This window comes from Candidatus Nealsonbacteria bacterium DGGOD1a (genome assembly GCA_022530585.1).
Lineage (GTDB): Bacteria > Patescibacteriota > Minisyncoccia > Minisyncoccales > UBA5738 > UBA5738.
In genome coordinates, this window is the sequence record CP092821.1 from 344,762 (window position 1) to 365,924 (window position 21,163).

16 protein-coding genes are annotated in these 21,163 nt (G+C 48.3%); 13 read left to right on the forward strand and 3 right to left on the reverse strand.

The annotated features are described in order from the left end of the window. Positions 1–54: 54 nt before the first annotated feature. The 3 genes from L7H18_01755 to L7H18_01765 form a co-directional block, all read right to left on the reverse strand. A complete protein-coding gene (locus L7H18_01755; GenBank protein UMX48249.1) occupies positions 55–3,432 on the reverse strand; it encodes an efflux RND transporter permease subunit in 3,378 nt (1,125 codons plus the stop codon). A gap of 101 nt (positions 3,433–3,533) precedes the next feature. Further along, complete coding sequence (locus L7H18_01760) at positions 3,534–5,135, reverse strand: efflux RND transporter periplasmic adaptor subunit (protein UMX48250.1); 1,602 nt, start codon at positions 5,133–5,135, stop codon at positions 3,534–3,536. A gap of 9 nt (positions 5,136–5,144) precedes the next feature. Next, positions 5,145–5,690 carry a TetR/AcrR family transcriptional regulator gene (locus tag L7H18_01765; protein UMX48251.1) on the reverse strand — a complete coding sequence of 182 codons (546 nt, stop codon included), beginning with the start codon at positions 5,688–5,690 and terminating at the stop codon, positions 5,145–5,147. 222 nt (positions 5,691–5,912) lie between these two features. On the opposite strand from L7H18_01765, the gene L7H18_01770 reads away from it, so the two are divergent. The 13 genes from L7H18_01770 (at position 5,913) to L7H18_01830 (ending at position 21,048) form a co-directional block, all read left to right on the forward strand. After that, positions 5,913–6,611 (forward strand): RluA family pseudouridine synthase, encoded by a 699-nt coding sequence (locus tag L7H18_01770; protein UMX48252.1) that lies wholly within the window; start codon positions 5,913–5,915, stop codon positions 6,609–6,611. Positions 6,612–6,653: 42 nt separating this feature from the next. After that, complete coding sequence (locus L7H18_01775; GenBank protein UMX48253.1) at positions 6,654–7,154, forward strand: hypothetical protein; 501 nt, start codon at positions 6,654–6,656, stop codon at positions 7,152–7,154. Positions 7,155–7,168: 14 nt separating this feature from the next. After that, positions 7,169–9,532, forward strand: a complete 2,364-nt coding sequence (locus L7H18_01780; protein ID UMX48254.1) for a cation-translocating P-type ATPase — start codon at positions 7,169–7,171, stop codon at positions 9,530–9,532. A 654-nt stretch (positions 9,533–10,186) separates the two neighbouring features. After that, entirely contained in the window at positions 10,187–11,713 is a 1,527-nt protein-coding gene (locus L7H18_01785; protein ID UMX48255.1) for a VWA domain-containing protein, read from the forward strand. A 56-nt stretch (positions 11,714–11,769) separates the two neighbouring features. After that, positions 11,770–12,549 carry a hypothetical protein gene (locus L7H18_01790; protein UMX48256.1) on the forward strand — a complete coding sequence of 260 codons (780 nt, stop codon included), beginning with the start codon at positions 11,770–11,772 and terminating at the stop codon, positions 12,547–12,549. A gap of 23 nt (positions 12,550–12,572) precedes the next feature. Further along, the gene (locus L7H18_01795; GenBank protein ID UMX48257.1) at positions 12,573–13,811 is read left to right on the forward strand and encodes a serine hydroxymethyltransferase; all 1,239 of its coding nucleotides are present in this window, start codon (positions 12,573–12,575) and stop codon (positions 13,809–13,811) included. 140 nt (positions 13,812–13,951) lie between these two features. Further along, complete coding sequence (locus L7H18_01800; protein UMX48258.1) at positions 13,952–14,260, forward strand: RNA-binding protein; 309 nt, start codon at positions 13,952–13,954, stop codon at positions 14,258–14,260. A gap of 165 nt (positions 14,261–14,425) precedes the next feature. Beyond that, positions 14,426–15,139 (forward strand): peptidylprolyl isomerase, encoded by a 714-nt coding sequence (locus L7H18_01805; GenBank protein UMX48259.1) that lies wholly within the window; start codon positions 14,426–14,428, stop codon positions 15,137–15,139. A 169-nt stretch (positions 15,140–15,308) separates the two neighbouring features. Further along, a complete protein-coding gene (locus L7H18_01810; GenBank protein UMX48260.1) occupies positions 15,309–16,175 on the forward strand; it encodes a site-specific DNA-methyltransferase in 867 nt (288 codons plus the stop codon). Then, a complete protein-coding gene (locus tag L7H18_01815; protein UMX48261.1) occupies positions 16,172–16,939 on the forward strand; it encodes a cytosolic protein in 768 nt (255 codons plus the stop codon). Before L7H18_01810 ends, L7H18_01815 begins: the two co-directional genes overlap by 4 nt. A 266-nt stretch (positions 16,940–17,205) precedes the next feature. Next, positions 17,206–18,279, forward strand: a complete 1,074-nt coding sequence (mnmA, locus tag L7H18_01820; GenBank protein UMX48262.1) for a tRNA 2-thiouridine(34) synthase MnmA — start codon at positions 17,206–17,208, stop codon at positions 18,277–18,279. An 83-nt stretch (positions 18,280–18,362) separates the two neighbouring features. Beyond that, entirely contained in the window at positions 18,363–20,015 is a 1,653-nt protein-coding gene (locus L7H18_01825) for a cell division FtsZ family protein (protein UMX48263.1), read from the forward strand. Positions 20,016–20,136: 121 nt separating this feature from the next. After that, positions 20,137–21,048: an FAD-dependent oxidoreductase gene (locus L7H18_01830; GenBank protein ID UMX48264.1), complete on the forward strand. Its 912-nt coding sequence runs from the start codon at positions 20,137–20,139 to the stop codon at positions 21,046–21,048. Positions 21,049–21,163 lie beyond the last annotated feature (115 nt).

Consider the following 21,163-nt stretch of genomic DNA (forward strand, 5'->3'; position numbering starts at 1 on the left):
AACCAAAGGATGTTTTCTTCAAGATTATCGGAGCGCGATTTTTGCCGGCGTTTTTTAGTTTTCCGGCTTTACGAAATTGGCGAAGAGGGCCGGGATCATAAACAGAGTGAATAACGAGGAAACCGACAGGCCGCAGATGATCGCGGTTCCCAAGGCTTGCCAAGTGGCGGAAGACAAAGTGATCGGAACGATGCCGATGATGGTGCAAAACGAGGTGATGAAGATCGCTTCAAACCGGGATTTGCCCGCGTCGATGATGGCATCGCGGAATTCAATGCCGTTGTTTAAATTCAGATTGATTTTGTCGATCAGAATGATCGCGTTTTTTACCACGATTCCGAAGAGCGCCAGGATTCCGATCAAGCCCGGAAAACTTAACGGAATTCCCAGTATCGCCAGACCGATAAACACGCCGATCAGCGCCAGCGGCACGGTCATCAGAACGATCGCGGCTTTGATGAACGAATTGAACTGGATCACCATGGTTACGATGATTAAAATGAATGCCAAGCTCATCGCCGCGACAATCGATTGCACCGATTCGGCGTTGGTTTCGTTGGCGCCGCCGTAAGTTATTTGGTAGCCTTCGGGCAACCCGTATGAAGCCGCTTTTTTCTCGAATTCGGCCAGAACCGCGTTGGAAGTGGTGTTGGCGGTGATGTCGCTGGACAATGTCACGGTGCGTTTCTGGTCGATGCGGGTGATTTTCTCGACCGACGGATCAAGCGAGATCGAGGCGACATCTTTTAAGTAAACCGTTTGTTTGGCCGCGTTGATTATTTGCAAATTTTGCACCGCTTCCAGATCGGGGATTTGCGCGGAATCGAATCGGGCGACAACCGAAATGTCATCGCCGTCCCGCAGGATTGTGGTGATTTCCGTGCCGGAGATCGCGGTGCGCAACACCGAACCCACATAGGCCGCGGTCAGATTGTTTTGCGCCAATTTCACTTGGTCGAGCTTGAATGTGTATTGCGGGACCGATTCTTTGAGCGAAATGCCGCTGTTTACGGTTCCCGGCACCGAATCCAGAACCGGCTTTAGGTCATTGGCGATGCGTTGCAATTCGGAGATATCCTTGCCGCTGATTTGGGCTTCAAACGCCGATCCGCTGGGCGGGCCGCCGCGCAACGAAACTACGGTTACTTTGGCGTCCGGAATATTCGCCAGATCATCGCGCAGGATTTCCTCCATTTGGTAGGATTTTAATTTGCGCTTGTTTTTTTCGACAAGGTTGATGGTGATCGACGCTTTGTTGGCGGATCCGCCCGAACCGTCCGATACCGAGGTTGACACGCTTGCGCCGATGGTGGTGGCAAAATTGTCGATCTCCCCGTAGTTTAAAAGTTTTTCTTCCACTTTTCGGGTAATTCCGTCGGTTTCGGAAAGCTTGTAACCGGTGGGCGTTTCGATATTGATATACATATAGCCCAAATCGTCGGCCGGGAAAAATTCCGATTTAACGATGCCGGTTATCGGCAGGGCCGCCGCGGCGACAAAAAGCAGGATAATCGCGGCAAAGAATCGTTGCCGGATTTTCTTGTCGTCGATGAGTTTGGCCAGATATTTTTCATAAAGCGGCAGGGCGGCATTCAAGTTTACTATGCCGTGCGCCAGCCGGGAAAGAAAACTTTTGCTTTCGGTCGGTTCGCCGCCGGCCATTTTTTGTTTTATCAGATCATCGTTTTTCGCTTCCATACGCGCCAGCCGGCTGTTTTCTTCCAGGGCCGATTTCCCGCCTTTTTCATACCAATAAAGCATCAATCCCAAACCGGCCAGAACGATTATGCCCGCGGCGATCGCGGACGGGTTGCTTTGGAAAAGCAGGATTGCCGCCAGCGACAATGTTCCCGCGCAATAAATATAAAAGAAATTTTTCGTGAAACGAACCCGTTCCAAGATCGCGGCCATCGGATGGTTTATCATCAGGGCGATCGCCAGCGACGCGGTGAGCGTGACCGAGATCGTGATTGGCACCGATTTCAGGAATTCACCCATTATGCCGCTGGAAAACAGCAGGGGCAGGAACGCCCAGACCGTGGTGAGCGTGGTGGTGGTTAAAACCACTTTAAAATCATTCAACACCAGCAAAACCGCTTCTTCCGGCGTGAATTTTCCCGTGCGCATATATTGCTTCGTGGCTGAAACCACCACGATTGCGTCGTCAACGATCAACCCCAGTGATAAAAGCAGGGAAAACATTGAAAGAAAATTTAATGTGATGCCGGTAAGATCCATTACTCCGAAAGTGATGAAGAACACCAGCGGTATCGCCAGACCCGCGACGAAGGCTTCTTTCAACCCGATAAGCAAAAACAGCACGCCCATCACCAAACAAAGGGTGATGATGAAATCGTGAGTGAGCTGGTCAAAATCATCCCGGATGTATTTAGCTTCGTCGAAAGTAATTCCGTAACTTAATCCGGGAATGGTTTTAACGAAACCGGCCACCGTTTCTTTGGCTTGATCGACGGTTTCAATGATATTGCCGCCGGTGCGCTTGACGATGCTGATCGTGACCGCGTCGGTCGGCGTTTTTCCTTCCGACGAGATGCGGGAGATTTTGGTTTTTTCGATCGCGGTTTCGCGGACATTCGCGATATCTTTGAGCAATATCTGATTTCCCGAAGCCGCGCCCACGGGCAGGTTTTGCAATTGCGCGGCATCATAAATCCGGCCGTCGGCGCGTACCGGATAAACATAGGTCGACCCGTCGAAATTTCCGGATGGCACATTGATATTGGCCGCCTGCACGGCGCCGTTCGCCTGGGCGATCGTGATTCCGTAATAATTTAATTTTTCCGGCGAATAATCGATTTCAATTTCGCGCTGGTCGCCGCCGGTAATGCCGATTTCCCGGATGCCGGGAATTTTTTCCAATTCGTCTTTTATATCCTTGGCGTAATCGTAAAGAGTCGATCCGTCGTAAGGGCCGCTTAGCGCGAGCGTCAGTACCGGGCTGTCGTCCATCGACACTTCGTATACCATCGGGTCGTTGGCGTCGCCGGGGAGATCGCCTTGGATATTGGCCACCGCATCGCGCACTTTGCGGATTGAGCCGTCCAGATCCTGATCGGCGTCAAACTGGACGACCACGCTGGAAACCGAATTCGCCGATGACGATGTTATCGTATCGATGCCGGTGATGCCTGAAATTTTGCTTTCGATTTTTTTCGTAACCAGTTCTTCGATGTCGGCCGGCGCGGCGCCGGGGAAGGTTGTGGTTACCACCGCGATCGGGATTTTCACTTCCGGGTTTGATTCGCGCGGCAGTTGGAAAAACGAATATAATCCCCAGGCCGTGATAAGCATTACCAGCAGGGCGATTATTCGGAACCGGTAAACAAAAAAGCTAAGCCACATTTTCTTTAGCTTTTGATCAAAGGCGAGGCGATCCAAGTAGAGCTGATCGAATGTTGGTTTTGATCCCATATTTTAATGCAAAGTTTAAAAATCAAAATGAAAAATGACAATGTTAAAATTGCAAAATGTTTTAATTGTCATTTTAATTTTTGATTTTAACATTTTTAATTTTATTGAATATTGACTTTGTCTCCCGCCTTAAGTCCGCGCGCCGAGGAAACGATTTTCATATCGGGCGTTATGCCTTCTATCACATAGACATTCTCGCCCACGATTTCGCCGGTTGTCACCGGGACTTGTTCTATCAGGCCGTTGCCAACGATAAACACATAGTTCCCGTTTCCGGAAAACCGAACCATTTCTATCGGCAGCAAATAGGCGTTGCCGGTTTGTTTAAGTTTTGCGCTGGCGATCTTCAAGCTTACGCTCTGGCCGACAACGATTTGATTTCGCGCGTTTTTAGTCACAAGAACATTGATTTCGGCTTTTTTGGTTTGAGAATCGACCGCGGGGGAGATTGTTTGCACGATGCCTGTCGCGTTATCTCCGATTGTCGCCGCGTCGTTTTCGGAAACAAACGGCAAATCATTCTCGGAAACATAGGCTTTGACTTGCAGCGCGTCGGGATTGATCACGCTGGCGACCAGCGCCCCGGCCGAAACGAATTCTCCAATGTGTCCGTTGATGTATGAAATTTCGCCGGCGATAGGTGAAACGATCGCGGTTTTCGCCAAAGTCGCCCGTAAGGCGTTGACCGAAGCCTGCGCCTGGTCAACCGCGGCCTGGCCTTGGCTTATTTGTTCTTCCGATGATCCGGCGAGTTTTAAATCCAATGATTTGTTCGCGGTTCTCCACGAAGTTTCCGCCCCCTGCAAAGACGCGAGCGCGCCGCTCACGGTACTGCGGCTGGCGGAAAATTCGGTTTTGTATCCGTCGAGAACTTGTTTGTATGTCGTGTTGTCGATCGTCAGATCGTTTACTATCGGCGCCATCAGATTCATAAAATCAATTTCCGATTGCAAATTGCTTTTGGCCGCCGCGAGAGCGATTTCGATCTCGTTTTTATCCGCGGATGCATGCAATTTTGAAGTGGCGTCTTGCCATATTTTGAAAGTTGACTCAAGAGCATATTTTTCGTTCGATACATCTCTGGCCAGATCGGAGTTCGACGGTTGCACGGTTGCCTGGTTGCCGCCGATGTTGAGAATTATCAGGAAATCGGCGTTTATTCCCCGCGGATTCTGGAAAAATTTATCAATATGATTATGAATCGCGTCGTCGGATTTGGCATAGGCGTCTTTTATCGAATTGATCAGCGCGGTTTGGGTTTCGCCGGCCGATGTTTGCGAAATGGCGATGTCTTCGGCGCGATTGCCGCGTTTCAGTTCGTCCAAGCGCGATTGTGCGGATGCCAGCGCGGCTTGAGCCTGATCCATTTGGGCGATTATGTCGTCGTTTTTCAATTGTATCAGAACTTGCCCGGCGCCAACTTTATCGCCGAGTTTTGCGTTTATCCGGGTGATCGGCGCTGAAAATTGCGACCGCAGGTCGGCCTGGCCCAGCGATTGCACGGTTCCGTTGCCGATATCCACGGTTTTTTGTTTTTGGTAATCGCTTGCCGATACCAGCGAAACCATCGGCGCGCTTTCCGCGGTTTGGCCCGAGGTTTGCGTTTTAAGCGCGTTTATGGTCGCCAGAGAGGCCGCGGCGACCGCGAGAATTGAAAAGATTACGGTTATTTTGTGTTTGGCTAAAATTGTGAAAATGTTCATATTGAATGTTTATTGTTTGATAAAAAGCGATGCCAGATACTCGCTGTAAGCTTTTTGCGGCGCGATTTTTATGCCGTGCTTGCTTTGCAACACATAGGCGTGCACCGAATTCACCAGAACTTCGGCGGCCAGATCATGATGCTTCACGCCGTAGCAGGCCAGCACTTTGCCCAGATTTTTTTTCATTTCGGCGAGCATCGGCAATATCTTTGTAAAAACGATCGGATGCAATCCGGCGACTTTCATATCCACGGGCCGGATGACGATGCCGTTTTTCAGGCAAATGGCGATTGTGCGGTTAATCATTTGTGCCAAACAGCGCGAGTCGGGCTTGCAAACTTTCAATTCCGCGCCCAGCGAAAATTTGATTTCCGCGATCACTTCCTCGATAATGGCCGCGAATATTTCCTCTTTCCCTTTGAAAAAATAATAAAGCGACGCTTTGGTGATGCCGACATCCCGGGCGATATCGTCCATCGAGGTGGGCGAGTATCCCTTTAAAGCGAACAACTTCTTGGCCGCCGAAATTATCTCGTTTTTGCGTTCATTTTCCATATGAATTTTAATTTAATTCTTTTGAATTTAATGTTGCGTGATTCAAGATAATTACCTACCATTCGGTAGGCAACAGTATCTATATATGATTTTTCCAAAAAATTGTCAATTTCGGGCCGATTGTTGTTTCCGATTGTTGTTTCTTTCGTTAAAAGATATAAAATGAGAGCGTGGAAAAATAGTTTTTCCACACTTTGAAAATAAGCTTAAAAAACGCGGGCTATGGAAATACTGTACGAAGATAATCATATTATCGCGGTCAATAAGCGGGTTTCGGATATTGTCCAAGGGGACAAAACCGGAGATATCACTTTGGGCGATAAAGTTAAGGCTTATATCAAAGAAAAATATAATAAGCCGGGCGCGGTTTTTTTGGGCGTGGCGCATCGGATCGACCGGCCGGTGAGCGGAGTGGTGCTGTTCGCCCGCACCGGCAAAGCTTTGTCGCGATTGAATGAAATGATCAAGGAAAGGCAGATTCGCAAAACTTACTGGGCGATCGTGAAAAACCGGCCGGCCGCGGATTCGGGAACGCTGGAACATTATTTAGTGCGCGATACGGCGCGGAATAAATCGCGGGCGTATGATCGGGAAGTTTTGAACTCGCAAAAGGCGGTTCTTTTCTATAAGATAGCGGCGGAAAGCGATGGTTATCGCTGTTTGGAAATTGATTTGCAAACCGGCCGGCACCATCAGATACGCGCCCAGCTGGCCAAGATCGGTTGTCCGATAAGAGGCGATGTGAAATACGGATATGGAGGCGCCAACATCGACGGCGGCATCAATCTTCACGCCCGCGGCATAGAGTTCGTCCATCCGGTCGCCAAAACCCGAGTCGCCATTATCGCCCCGCCGCCCAAAGACCGGTTATGGGACGATTTTGTTTTGAAATTGGAAGCGCGGCCGCGGCCGCTTACTTAATCGGTTTATTTTTGTTAAAATAAACGCGGAGCGGATTGGAATATGAAAAAAATTATTTTGATATTTTTTTTAGCCGGCGCGACCGCCGTTACGGCCGCGATTTTTTGGCACACAAGAGCCATCGCGCCGGTTGACGAAATTAAAATCCGGAATATCGAACTTTATTATTACGCGCCCGAAATCGACAAGGATTCCGCGGGCAATGTAATGTGTTCGCGCCGGGGATTGGTTTCGGTATCGCGCCAGATTCCGGTTACAAACACGCCGGTTTGGGACGCGATAAATTTATTGATCAAGGGGCAGTTGACCGAAAACGAAAAGAAAACCGGTTTGGCGACCGAATTTCCTTTGCCCGGATTGGCGCTTAAAGGGGCGAATCTTGAGGATGGAATTTTAACTTTGGAATTCGATGATCCGCAAAATAAAACCGGCGGCGGTTCCTGCCGTGCCGCGACGCTGTGGTTTCAGATCGAGGCCACGGCAAAACAATTCGCCGGAATCGGCGAAGCGAGATTCATTCCCGAAACCTTATTTCAACCTTAATACCGCGAAGAAAAATGAATTCCAATGAAAATCAAAAGCGGGCCGGCGGCTTTTTTCTGACCTGCCGGATAATCGCCAAGAATCTTAGGCCGGTAGTTATCGGCAACGCGGTGACTTTGGTGAACGCGATTTTTCTTGTTGCTTCGGGGTTGCTTCTGGTCTTCAAGGAAGCGCGGGAAGGTTTGTTTCTGGGCAGCGTTTTGGTTTTGAATGTGGTTATCGGCATCGTGCAGGATTTGCGCGCCAAGGTGGCGCTGGAAAAATTGCAGATATTGGCCGCGCCGCGGATTATCCGCGCGGAACCCAATGGCGAGAAGCGGCGGATAACATTGGAACAGATCAAAAAAGACGATATTTTGCAAATCGATATCGGCGACCATGTGCCGGCCGACGGGTTGATTGTGGAGAGCGGCGGTATTGAGGCCAACGAAGCGTTGATAACCGGCGAATCGAATTATATCAAGAAAAAAACGGGGGATCAGATTTTGGCGGGAAGCATTGTTATGTCGGGTTTCGGATCTATGCGGGTTGAGGCTTTGCCGCAAGACAGTTATCTGATGCGGATGACCGAAAAGATAAAAAAATACAAACCCGATCCCAGCCCGATCCAGAAAAATTTAAACGCGTTCATCAAATACATGTCGTATTTGCTGTTGTTCGTTATCGCTTATGTGGTGGCGCACGGCATTCAGACTAACGACGCGGTTGTTTCGATGGTGCGCGACATCGGCGCGCTGACCGGCACTTTGGTGCCGCAGGGCTTGGTTCTTTCGATCACGGTTTTTTTCACTTACGGAGCCATCAGGATGCTGAAAGACGATGTGCTGATGCAGGAGATCAACGCCACGGAAAAGCTGGGCCGGATAAGAAATCTATGCATTGATAAAACCGGCACGCTTACCGAGCGCAAGCCGGTATTGGAAGAAGTGGTGGTTTACAACGGTTGCGATTCGGTTGCGATCGGGCAGATGCTGGCCGGTTATATTTTTGCCAACCGCGACACTTCCGAGATGGCCACGGCACTGCGCGTCCGCGCGGCAATTTCTTTTTCCGGCGCGGTCGAGGCTTCGCTGCCTTTTTCTTCGGAAAGGAAATACGGTATCGCTTGGCTGCGTTTCGGGGGCGCGCCGGTTGCCGTGGTACTGGGCGCGCCGGATATTTTAATGAGACACTTTTCTTCCGGGGACGGGAACGATATTTTGAAAGAGCATGTCGAAACCTACGCCGCCGCGGCCAAACGGTTGATTCTTTTGGCCACGACCGCCGGTTTGCCCGCCGGTTCGCTTTTGGACGGAAACAGCTTGCGGCCGGAGGCGCTGTTTGTTTTGCGCGATCCGCTGCGGCCCGGAACGGAAAAGATCATCGATTTTTTCCAAAAGCGGGATGTGCGGATTCGGGTGATTTCGGGGGACGGGCCGCGCACGGTGCAGGCGGTGGCGTTGCAGGCGGGAATGAAATACGCCGATATGGTGGCCACCGGACCGGAGATGGAATCGTGGGATGATATCGAATACGAAGAAAGGGTGCCGGCGTTCCATTTATTCGCGCGCGTCAAGCCCGCGCAAAAAGAAAAAATAATCAAATTGTTGAAAAAGTCGGGTTACACCGCGATGGTGGGCGACGGCGCCAATGACGCGCTGGCGATAAAAAAGGCCGATCTGGGCGTGGCCATGTTCGATGGCGCGGAAGCGACCCGCCAGATCGCTCAAGTGGTATTGATGAACAACAGTTTTTCCGCGCTGCCCAAAGGCGTGGCTTTGGCCGAGGCGGTGATTTTGAACATCGAGTTGGTCGCCAGCGTTTTTTTGAACAAAGTGGTGATCGGGCTGGTTTTGTTTTTGGCTTTGGCGATAATGGGGTACACTTATCCGCTTTCGCCCAGCAATATGACGGTGATAAATTATTTCACGATTTGGCTGCCGATGTTTTATTGGACATTTTTTCCGATTCCGAGCGAAGGATTCAATCCCAAATCGCGATTTATGGGAAAAATCCTGTTGTTTTCCGTTGTTAACGGGATTATTATGGCGCTCGCGGCCACATCGGTTTTTGTTTTGGAGCCGGTTGGCGCCCGGTATGCTTACTCCAATTTTCCGGTGATGATTTCGCTGATCGCGCTGGGATATTGGTATTTTATTTTGGCGCCGCTAAATTACGGTTTCGTCCCCGGAAAGATTCGGCGGCGCGCGCTGGGAATCGTGGCGGCGGTTTCCGCCATTTTGATCGCGGCCGCGGTTTATTGGCCTCCGCTGTCCGCGATTTTCGGATTGCAAAAACTTGAATTGATGTCGCTGGTTTTCACTTTTGGAATTATTTTGATATTCGGCTATTTGCAATACGCGATCGCGAAACGCTGGTTTTACCGCAAGCCGGTTTGACGGTTTTTTAAACGGATTGCCTGCCGCGCCGCCGCGTTTCGCCCGCGTTTTTTATCCTGTGGATAAGTTTGCGATTTTGGCACTTGAATTTTTTTTCATTATCGTTACACTGAAGTAATGATTTTGCTTTCGCATTTTCATCAATCCGGTTCTGCGCCCGATTTTTCAAGTCCTCGCTGTCGCAATTTGTTCTTGACGCGTTTTTAAATTTTCTTTTCCGGCGGACGGAATATATTTAGTGGCGTTTAAGATATTCGCCGCTCGATTTTAGGGTTTGGTTCCGCGCATTGGTTATGTTTATATTTTTGACGGCAAGGATTATTTTTGATTCGCGCGATAAACGCGTTTTTTCATATATTCGCGCGGCAAATCAATCGATTCCGGCCAAGTCGGGCCGATATCGCGGTAACCGCTTACCGGGAAGTAAAAATAGCGAATTTGGAGGTCAATCCTCGGCTTGTGAGATGTTTGACCTTCAAATTCGCGCCAGCCCTTACCGCAAATTCGTTGAGGATTGACCTCAAAATACAAATTCTTGAGGTCAAACCTCAACAAATTTGCTCCCCGGTGAGGGGTTACATATCGCGGGATTGGCAATGGGAAACGGTTGTTTTATAATAAAAACAAGCGATTGGCTTAAAATTTATCGGTGAAATGAATAAAAAAATAATTTTTGCGGCAATTGTCGTTTGCGCGTCGCTTTTTTCCGCCGCCGCGGCGCAGGCGGCATTGGTAACTTGCACCGGCCACAATAACGAATGCACGATATGCGATTTTTTCGCGATGATCGCCAATACCATAGGTTATGTTTTGAAAGCGGTGGTTCCCGCGGCTATTTTGATATCGCTGGTTATCGCCGGGTTGATTTTGATGGTAAAAAAAGACGATCCTGAAATTCTGGAAAAAATAAAAAATACTTTCAAGGCGGTGGCGATCGGCGCGTTTGTGGCTTATAGCGGTTGGCTGATTGTCACGCTGGCTTTAACCGTGACAGGATCTTTTAACAAGGACAGCTGGTGGAAATTTCAGCTTAGTTGCCAGTCCTGCGGCGATGGGATCGTTCAATCGTCCGAAGAATGCGAGCCGGCTGAAAATATCGACGAATGCGTGGCGCGGGGCGGAGGCGATGAAACGGAATGTGAAAATTTGATCGCGTCTTGCGACGATAATTGCAAAATAGGGATAACTCCGCCGGTGGTGGAGACGCCTCTCTCCGTTAATTGCACCAACAGTATTGATTCTTGCGGGCTAAACACGGTTTTGGTAATGGACAGCTCTCTTAGCATCAGCAATAGTTCCCTTGTTTTAATGAAGAACGCTTTTAAAAATTTTACCAACACGCTGTCGGGTACGCCCAGCCAATTTTCGGTGATTGATTTTGACACGAACGCAACCTTGCTGAACGGTTTTACATCCGATATCAACGCCATCAATGCGGCGATTGGTACGCCGCGCAGCGACGGGGTCACAAACTGGGAAGCGGCTTTGGTGGCCGCGAAAGACGCATTTGCATCTTCAAATTCGAATCGCAAAAATCTTATAATTTTTGCGTCGGACGGCAATCCCACCCGTTGTATCGGAACGCTTGCGGCCAACAACAGAAGAATGGCTCGAGATTGTAATAAAAATGAGGCATTGGCGGCGGCTCTGACGCAGGCGGCGACGATTAAAAGTTCCGGTATTCGGATTATAGGGATTGGGTTGGGCAACAGCCTGAAAGCCAACAATATGATTGCGGTTTCAAGTCCCGAATCTTATTACAGCGTAAGCGATTACGGCCAGCTCGCGGCGACATTGGAAGAGATCGCCACGGAACTTTGCGGCGGTACGATCAGCGTTAACAAAGTTATCGACAGGGATGGAAATCTTGCGACGACCGATGATCAAATAAACAGCAACAGCCAGGAGCTGGCGGCTTGGGCTTATACGATTGCCGGTGAAGCCAATAAGATAACCGATAGCAACGGCCGGGCCGATTCCGTATGCGTGGATACGGCGGAAGGCCCTTTCTCGATCGCCGAACAGCAATCCGCGTCCAAGGCGGGATATCATCTGGTTAGCGGCTCTTGCACGGGCTCTTCGCAGTCAAACGGCGCGTTTTCCGCCGACAGGCAAGAAATATCCGGGATTTATGTCGGCAATAACGATATCGTATCCTGTATTTTTTATAGCGCGCCGTAAGGTTATGATAAATTTGCCTCACGAATATTTTTTTGTTGCAATAATATAATATATGTATGGAACAAAATTGGGAAATTGACGGCGAACAAAACGAAGAATATGAAATTGGCGATGAAAGTTCGGCCAAGTCCGGGCCGCTGAAGGCGATAATTATTGCCGCGGCGGTTCTGCTTGTCGCCGCGCCAATGGTTTGGTTTTTGGCGTTTCACCAAGAAAAGGGCGTTAGCGACCGCGTCCAAAAAGATGTTGATGTGGACAAACAGTCGGATCAAGCGGCGGCCGGTGAAATAAGCGGCAATATTTATGATTACGCCGCGCCCTCGGCCGATGATTGCGGTTGGTTTAAAACAAGCCAGGGAGTGCGGAAATGTTTGGATGAGGCCGCCGCCGCCGCGGCCGTTAAAAATAATAATCCGGCGGGTTGTTCCGAAGTGGAAAACGATCTTTTGAGAGACAACTGTGTGTTGATGGTCGCGAAAGCCGTCGGAAATCCGGATTTTTGCGGCCAGATAAGCAATACGGCGTTGGAAAATCTTTGCGTATCCGCCATTGCTCTTGCCAAGAAGGACGCCGGGATTTGCGCGCTTATCGGCGATAGCGATATGTCGGTTTGCCAAGCTGGCGTGGAGGCGTTTTTAATCGCCAACGATGGCGATAAAAAAAGTTTATACAAGTGTCGTGAATTAAAGTTTGACGGACCCGTCGCCGACTGTTTGTTGGATTCCTATATCAATAAATTCAACGGCGATTGTTCTCTCTTGCCCGGAGATTATCGCCAAGATTGCATCGATAAATTTTCCGGGGAAGACCAAACGGAGGATGAGAATTTAGAATAAAAAATCGAATAACAGCGAAAATTATGGAAAAAATAAATATATTGGTCGGAGAGCACAACAAGTGGAGAGGCGAATGTTTGAATTTGATCGCGTCGGAAAACGCGATGTCGCCGGTTTGCGAAAAACTTTATACCAGCGATTTGATGCATCGATACGCCGAGGGTGTGCCCTACAAACGCTATTACCGCGGATTGCAATATGTGGATCAGATCGAGGATTTGACCCAGCAAGAAATGAAAAAGCATTTTGGCGCGAATTTTTGCGATATCCGGCCGCTTTCGGGAACCATTGCCAACTACGCGGCGTTCGCGGCCATTTCCCAAAGGGGAGATAAAATTTTATCTTTGGGGATCGAACACGGATCGCATGTTTCCCACGAAAAAGCGGGCGCGGCGGGCACTCTTGGTTTGGAAGTTGACTCGCTGATATATAATGACGATTGCACGATGAACGCGGAAAAATCATGCGCCAAGATATTGGAAACCAAACCGAAATTCATCGTCATCGGCGGGTCGGTAATCCTGTTCCCCCAGCCGATTAAAGAATTGCGCAAAGCGTGCGATGAGGCGGGGGCGAAAATTATTTACGACGCGGCGCATGTTTTGGGCTTGATCGCGGCCGGGATTTTCCAGGACCCTTTGCGCGAAGGCGCGGATATCGTCACCACCTCGACCCACAAAACTTTTCCCGGCCCGCAAGGAGGAATGATTCTGGGGAATATCGACGAGGCAACGCAGAAAAAGATTCAGGCGGCGGTGTTTCCGCAATTCTCTTCCAACCATCACTTGCATAGAATGCCGGCGCTGTACGGCGCGTTGCGCGAAATGCAAACATTCGGCAAGGATTACGCGGCGCAGATTGTCGGCAACGCGCAGGCGCTGGCGCGAGAGTTGTATAACCTCGGGTTTAATGTATTGGCCAAAGAGCTGGGATTTACCAAATCGCATCAGGTGCTTGTCGATTGCGGCGAGATCGGTTTTGGCGGGTTGGTGGCCGACACTCTTGAAAAGGCGAATATCATTTTGAATAAAAACATTATTCCGGGCGACGGCATCAGTCCCAAGAATCCGCGCGGCATTCGCATTGGCACGCAGGAAATGACGCGCTTCGGGATGAAAGAAGATGAAATGAAGCAGATCGCCAAATTCATCAAGCGCGCGGTTTTGGACAAAGAATCGCCCGAAACCGTGGCCAAAGAAGTCGCCGCGTTTCGCAGAAATTACCAAACCGCGCGATATTGTTTCGGAAAACAGGCTTCGTAGCCCAAGCTTGGCCTGTGGATATCCGATTTGATTAAAATCAAGATAAGTGCTATTATGTTTTTGAAAGCGTAGGTGTTCTCTATGGTTAGAATTCAACTTCAGCCGGCGAGTGGTCGCCCTACCAAAAAAATTTTATATCAATGAACAAGAAATTATACATTGGTGGGTTGCCTTACAGCACCACCCAGGATAGCTTGAGAGAAGGTTTCTCGGTTGCCGGCAATGTTGAATCGGCGATTGTTATCACCGATAAAATGTCCGGTCGCTCGAAAGGTTTTGGATTCGTGGAATTTTCCACCGAAGAAGAAGCCGAGAAGGCCATCGAGATGTTCAACGGCAAGGATTTCGAAGGCCGCAGAATTACGGTCAGCGAAGCTCGGCCGATGGAGCCTCGCGCGCCTCGCCGCAGTTTTGACCGCGACAATGGCGGTGATTACGGCGATCGCTAGTCTTTAAAAGCGATTTTAGAAAACAGCCCTTTCCTTGACCGGAAGGCTGTTTTCGTTTAACGGCGTTTTTGTTTCGTGGAAAATGTCTTGCGGCGCGCGATGATTTGTCTTTTTTTTGATCGTGGATTACAATGAATCCGGAAATGCGATTTTTACATTTTTAATATGAATAAAAATAATCTGATCGTTTTCGGGGCCGCGATCGTTGTGATCGCGGCGGGCGCTTGGTTTATGGGTTTTGGCAAGAGCCAGCCCAAAACACTGCTGGAAGAAGCCGCTCTTCGGAAAGGAGATGGCAACGCCGGGATCGCGCAATCGCAAAAACCGGCGGAAAATAACAATGCGCCGGCCGATCACGCCATGAGCAGCGCCGTGCCGCAAGTTGATCTTGAATATAATAAAATTATGAACGCAACCATTAAAACAAATTTGGGAGAGATCAAAGTTGAATTGAGCGGCGACAAAACGCCGGTTACCGCGGGAAATTTTGCCAAACTGGCCGAGGCCGGATTTTACAACGGCGTTAAATTTCATCGGGTGATCAAAGGGTTTATGATTCAGGGCGGCGATCCGCTGACCAAAGATGATTCAATGAAAGCGCGCTGGGGCACGGGCGGCCCGGGCTATCAGTTTGCCGATGAACCTTTTTCCGGCGAGTATGATCGGGGAGTTTTGGCTATGGCCAACAGCGGCCCGAACACCAATGGCAGCCAGTTTTTCATTATGCACCAAGATTATCCCTTGCCGCCCAGCTATGTGATTTTCGGCAAAGTGACTTCAGGCATCGAAGTGGTGGACAAAATCGCCGAATTGCCGACCGGCGCCAACGACCAGCCGTTGACCCCGCCAGTGATTGAAAGCGTAACCGTGGAAAAGTAATAACAGATTTGTAGGGGCGGGCCTTGTGTCCGCCCTTTGCGTTACAATTAAATTTAATTCGGGCGAACACAAGGCCCGCCCCTACAACACGAATCGGATGGCAAAAAAACATGAATCGAATTTCTGGATTTTTTGTTAAAATTTAGCGGTATGGTAATATTGAATCAATATGGTGGTATTTACGAGAGAGAAAATTGATTTATTCAGTAAAAACAAGGTTAAAACCGATGTTATTTTGGGTGATTGCCTTGAGATTTTGAAGCGGATTGATTCCGATAGTGTTGATTTGATTGTAACTTCGCCGCCATATGCCGATCAACGAAAAAAAACTTATGGCGGAATTGCTCCCGATGATTATGTGCAATGGTTTTTGCCGATAACTAACGAATTATTGCGGGTTGTTAAACCAAGCGGTACATTTATCCTTAATATTAAAGAAAAAGCGATTGAAGGAGAAAGGCATACCTATGTGATGGAATTGGTGATAGAAATGAAGAAACAAGGATGGTTTTGGACGGAAGAGTTTATCTGGCATAAAAAAAATTGTTTTCCCGGAAAATGGCCAAACCGATTTCGGGACGCTTGGGAAAGGCTTTTGCAATTCAATAAAAGTAAGAATTTTGCGATGTACCAAGATGAGGTAATGGTGCCAATGGGCGATTGGGCGAAAACTCGTTTAAAAAATTTAAGTGAAACTGATAAAATCCGGGACAATTCGCGTGTTGGCAGCGGGTTTGGCAAGAATGTGTCTAAATGGGTGGGGCGGGAAATGGCTTATCCAACCAATGTTTTAGTGATGGCGACTGAGACTTCAAATAAAAGCCATAGTGCGGTTTTTCCCAAAGAATTACCGGCGTGGTTTATTAAGCTTTTTACGCAACAGGGAGATTTGGTGCTCGATCCTTTTCTTGGTTCGGGAACGACATCTCTTGCCGCCCTTGAACTGGATAGAAATTCGATTGGCATTGAAATTAAGGAAGAGTACTATAAATTGGCGATTGAAAATATCAACAACGGTATTAATCGGATTGTATGAAAAAACTTGATTACGAAAAATTAAATGATTTTATTGTTTCGGATGTGATTCAGCCGTTTTACGAGATCAGGCTTAAACGCTTGGGAATGGCAAATTTGGTCGATATTGCAAAGCGGAAAAATCCTTATCTGTTTAAAGCGAAAAATATTGAAACTGCCGGCGATTTTGCGAAAGGCATTCTTGACGCTTTTTTGTCTTCTCAAGAAGAAACGATTTTTGGAGACTTGATGGAAAATTTGGCGATAAATATTTGCCGCCAAGTTTTTGACGGTAAAAAGGCCGAAGAGGGCATATATCGTAGCGTTGATTTGATGTTTGAGCGGGAAGATAAAATTTATATTGTTGGGATAAAGTCCGGTCCGAATTGGGGCAATAGTGATCAAGTAAACGCATTAAGAAAAAATTTAAAAGCGGCAAAAAAAATCATCCGAGCTCAATTTCCAAGAAAAGAGATTATAAATGTTAACGGTTGTATCTATGGGCGCGACAACCAGCCGCACAAGATAAGCAAAAAGGATTCGAATTTGAGTTATTATAAGATTTGCGGTCAATCTTTTTGGGAATTGATTTCAGGCGACAATGAATTATATAAAAAAATAATTCGGCCTTTGGACAAGGAAGCAAAAAAGCGCGATGACAAATTTAAGGAGTTATATGTGAAGAAAATTAATGAAATGACTAAAGATGTTGTCGATATTTTTTACGAAAACGATAATTTGGACTGGGATAAAATAATAGACTATGTTTTTAAAGCAAAGTCATAATTTCTAAAGAAAATCTTTTAAAAACACAAAATACAAGAATTATAACCTTGCATTTTTTGTTAAATAATCTATAAAATGTTTTAGTATCAGCAACCGCCTTATAAGGGGGTGATTGTGATTAAAAATTATAAGAAACAGTTCTGCGCCGATTGTTCGGCACCCCGTAGCGGAAGTGAGGAAAAATGCCATCGGTGCGGCTGTAGGAAATGGAAGAAGAAACAAAGGTGACTTTTTTTATTTTTTTAATTAGGGGGTAATATATAAAAATGAAATATGGTAAAAAAATTCGGGTGGTCTGCGCCATGTCGGGCGGGGTGGATAGCGCGGTGAGCGCGGCGATTTTGGTTAGAGAGGGGTTTGAGGTGATCGGGGCGTTTATGAAGTTTTGGGCGGACAAGCCGGAAAACAACGCTTGTTTGCCGCAGAACAGATGTTGCTCTGAGGAATCCGAACAGCGGGCGCGCAAAACCGCGCTTCAATTGGATATTCCGTTTTATGTTTTGGATGTGCGTGATGAATTCAAGAAGCTGGTGGTGGACCGGTTTATCCGCGGCGTCAAAAAAGGATTGACGCCCAATCCTTGCGTGGTTTGCAATCAGGAAATCAAATTCGGATTGCTCGTTAAAAAAGCGTTGGCTATGGACGCGGAATTTGTGGCCACGGGCCATTACTGCCAAATCAAAAAAGACAAAGGCGGCGTTTTCCGTTTATTGAGGGGCGCGGATAAAAATAAAGACCAATCCTATTTTCTATGGCGGCTTGAGCAAAAACAATTAAGCCGGATTATTTTTCCGGTTGGTTGTTTTGAAAAAAACGAGGTTCGGCAGTTGGCGAAGAAATGGAAATTGCCAAGCGCGCTCACGGCCGAGTCGCAGGAGGTTTGTTTTGTGAACGGCGATATTGATAAGTTTTTGGAAAAATATTGCGGGAAAAAACCGGGGAATATTATCGACGGCGCCGGAAACATCATTGGACGGCATAACGGCCTGTGGTTTTACACTATCGGCCAGCGCAAAGGCATCGGGCTTTCGGGCGGGCCGTTCTATGTGGCAAAAAAAGATTCGAGAAAGAATGAATTGTTGGTTGGGCCGTCCAAAGAGTTCGCGGTAAAAAATGTTCCGTTGGAAAGCGTGCGCTGGATTGGCGCGCAGCCCGAACTCCCGCTTGAAATCAAAACCAAAATCCGCTATCGGAGCAAAGAAGCCAAGGCGAAAGTTGTGGAAACGGCCGGCAAATACAAACTGAAATTTTTAAAGCCGCAATACGCGGTTACTCCGGGCCAATCAGCCGTGTTCTATCGCGGCCGGGAACTTTTGGGCGGCGGGATTATAAAGGCGTAAAACCAATGTTTGCCGTTTTGCGTTTTGCGCTCGCATTGTGGTATTATTGATAAACGGAGGAACAGAATTTTAGCGAAAATACAATGAAAACGAAAAAAAACAAGATAATCCGGAAGAAAAATGTCGGGACGAAAAAAACGCCGGTAATTATTGAGAAGCCGAAAATCACGGCGCAAAAACCGCTCGTAAAAATCGCGTCAAAACTGCGGTCGAAGGTGTTGAATATCAAGGCGGTGGAACAGGGGCATGCCGGAACAAAGGGAGGCGCTTCGATATCGGGCGACAGACGCCTTCGCAAAACTTTGGCAAGCCAAACCGCCGGCAAGACGATTGAGCCGGAGTTTGAAGTTAAAAAAACCAAGATCAGGATCATCGGCATCGGCGGCGGCGGCGGAAACATTGTTTCCGAAATTGCTGGCAAGGTGAAAAAATCGTCGTTTTATATCGCCAACACCGATTTCGCGGCGCTGCGCAACGCGCCCAAGAATGTGTCGGTTTTTCAGTTCGGCGAAAATTTTACCCATGGTCTGGGTACGGGAATGGACGCGCGGATCGCCGAAGAAGCGGCCAACACCGACCGCGAAAGCATCAAGAAGATGCTTGAAGGGCAGGACTTGGTGGTTATTGTTTCTTCGTTGGGCGGCGGCGCGGGTTCGGGCGCGGCGCCGGTGTTCGCGCAAATATCGAAAAGTATGGGAAATCTCACATATGGCATATTCACCCTGCCGTTTGTTTTTGAGGGCGTCAAAAAAGACGAGATTGCCAAAACCGCGCTGGAAAAATTGAAGCCTTATATGAACGCGATGACCATTCTGCCCAACGAACGGGTTTTCGAGGTGGTTCCAAAAAATACTCCTTTCAACAAAACGCTTTCCTACATTAACACGATGCTTTCCGACAGCCTTGAGGGGCTGATTGAAACAATCTACGATACCGGAGTGATCAATATCGATTTTGCCGATTTGCGGGCGATTCTTTCCGGCAACGGGAAGATGTCGTTTTTGAATACCGTAACATTTAAAAAAGGCGAAGAGGCGAATCTGGATGCGTTTGAAAAGGCTTTCGACTCGCCGCTTTATCCCTATATGATCGACAAGGCGCGCGGGCTTTTATTGAATATCGTCGCCCAGAATGATTTAAAATTGCTTGAAGTCAACCGGATATTGACCAGCGTGGCGAGCCGTATCCATAAAGATGCCAAGATAATTTTCGGGGTTGGCCACGAAGGCGCCAAGGCGGATTGGGTCAGGGTAACGGTGCTTGCGACCGGATGCGTCTACGGCGGCGCCGAAGATAACGCCAAAGAACCCGCTTTGGCCGCGGAAAAAATCAAAGAAGCGCCGGCCGCCGCGGCAAAGCCGGATCGAAAACCGGCGGAAAAGAAAAATCCGGCCGCGGCAAACAACGCGAAAATAATTTCACCCAAAAAGAACGGCGCGGTCAAACCGTTAAAACCGCGGAAAAAAATTGAAATTAAAAAATCCGCGCCGGTGAAGATAAACGCCGCGGCGGCGGAAAAGAAAAATCCCCAAATCGCTCCCCGGGAGCGGCCCGCGGCGGCCGCGGAGGAAAACCATGAGGTTGGCCGGGGGCAAAGCGTTCCCGTCCAATTCGAGGCTCCGGTAAGGAAGAACGCGCTGCAGGTGAAGAAAGAGATCGAGATGGAAGAAAATGAGATGCTGGAAAAGGAAAAGGCGTGGGAGGTACCCGCTTTTTTGAGGAAACAGAAAAAATAAAACTAAAAATTTCTAATTTTAAATTATTAATTTCTATTAAATTTATAATTTTCAGTGATTGTTTTTTTGAAAATTGTTTCATTGAAAATTCAATGAAAATTGGAAATTATGAATTTGGATTATGCACGATTTAATTATCATCGGGGCCGGACCGGCGGGAATGACCGCCGCGATTTATGCGGCGCGGCAAAAAACAAAATCGGTTTTGATTACGCGCGAATTCGGCGGCCAGATGGCAAAAAAAGAAGTGGCCATCGAGAATTATCCGGGTTTGGGGATCGTCACGGCGCCGGAATTGATTGCGAAATTTAGAGACCATCTGAAATTGCTGGGCGCCGAAATTATGATCGCCGACGCGATTAAACTGGAAAAAACCGGAGCAGGGTTTTCTTTGGCCACCGAGCGCGAAAAACTTGAAGCGCGCGCGGTGATAATCGCCACCGGTTCGTCGCCGCGGATGCTGGATATTCCGGGCGAAAAAGAGTTTTTGGGCCGGGGCGTGGGTTATTGCGTCACCTGCGACGGGCCGCTGTTTTCCAAACGCGATGTGGCGGTGGTTGGCGGCGGCAATTCGGCGTTTGAGGCGGCGCTGTTTTTGGCCAAATTCGCCAAGAAGATATTCATATTGGAGCGCGGCCCGGCGGTTTTCGCCGATGCGTCCAATCAAGAATCGGCCAAAAACACCGGCAAGGTTGAAATTGTCGCCAATGCGAAAATTTTGCGTATCGAAGGCGCGAATTTCGTGAAAAATATCGTTTATCGGGACGCCGCCGGCGCGGAAACAAGCTTGCCCGTGGAGGGGGTTTTTATAAAAGCGGGCAACCGGCCGGCATCTTCGTTTGCCGAGGGGCTGGTGGAGTTAAACGATCGCAACGAGATTAAATTCGATTCCAAAAGTTGCCAGACCAAAACTCCGGGATTGTTCGTTGCCGGCGATGTGAGCGATGTGAAATACAAGCAAATCGTGGTGGCGGCGGGCGAAGGCGCCAAAGCGGCGATGGCGGCCGGGGAATTTTTGCGCACGCAAAAATAATTTTCAATTTTCAAACCTCCAATTTTCAATAAATGTTTCAAATTCCAATGTTACAAACAAAACGCAAATCAGCATTCCGTTTGGTTCATTGAAACATTGAAAATTCATTGAAAAT

Excerpts from the sequence above, each read along its gene's own strand:
- L7H18_01760 (UMX48250.1), bottom strand. The coding sequence starts at position 5,135 with ATGAACATTTTCACAATTTTAGCCAAACACAAAATAACCGTAATCTTT.
- L7H18_01815 (UMX48261.1), top strand. The coding sequence starts at position 16,172 with ATGAAAAAACTTGATTACGAAAAATTAAATGATTTTATTGTTTCGGAT.
- L7H18_01800 (UMX48258.1), top strand. The coding sequence starts at position 13,952 with ATGAACAAGAAATTATACATTGGTGGGTTGCCTTACAGCACCACCCAG.
- mnmA (UMX48262.1), top strand. The coding sequence starts at position 17,206 with ATGAAATATGGTAAAAAAATTCGGGTGGTCTGCGCCATGTCGGGCGGG.
- L7H18_01805 (UMX48259.1), top strand. The coding sequence starts at position 14,426 with ATGAATAAAAATAATCTGATCGTTTTCGGGGCCGCGATCGTTGTGATC.
- L7H18_01810 (UMX48260.1), top strand. The coding sequence starts at position 15,309 with ATGGTGGTATTTACGAGAGAGAAAATTGATTTATTCAGTAAAAACAAG.
- L7H18_01795 (UMX48257.1), top strand. The coding sequence starts at position 12,573 with ATGGAAAAAATAAATATATTGGTCGGAGAGCACAACAAGTGGAGAGGC.
- L7H18_01785 (UMX48255.1), top strand. The coding sequence starts at position 10,187 with ATGAATAAAAAAATAATTTTTGCGGCAATTGTCGTTTGCGCGTCGCTT.
- L7H18_01775 (UMX48253.1), top strand. The coding sequence starts at position 6,654 with ATGAAAAAAATTATTTTGATATTTTTTTTAGCCGGCGCGACCGCCGTT.
- L7H18_01755 (UMX48249.1), bottom strand. The coding sequence starts at position 3,432 with ATGGGATCAAAACCAACATTCGATCAGCTCTACTTGGATCGCCTCGCC.
- L7H18_01825 (UMX48263.1), top strand. The coding sequence starts at position 18,363 with ATGAAAACGAAAAAAAACAAGATAATCCGGAAGAAAAATGTCGGGACG.
- L7H18_01790 (UMX48256.1), top strand. The coding sequence starts at position 11,770 with ATGGAACAAAATTGGGAAATTGACGGCGAACAAAACGAAGAATATGAA.
- L7H18_01780 (UMX48254.1), top strand. The coding sequence starts at position 7,169 with ATGAATTCCAATGAAAATCAAAAGCGGGCCGGCGGCTTTTTTCTGACC.
- L7H18_01765 (UMX48251.1), bottom strand. The coding sequence starts at position 5,690 with ATGGAAAATGAACGCAAAAACGAGATAATTTCGGCGGCCAAGAAGTTG.
- L7H18_01770 (UMX48252.1), top strand. The coding sequence starts at position 5,913 with ATGGAAATACTGTACGAAGATAATCATATTATCGCGGTCAATAAGCGG.
- L7H18_01830 (UMX48264.1), top strand. The coding sequence starts at position 20,137 with ATGCACGATTTAATTATCATCGGGGCCGGACCGGCGGGAATGACCGCC.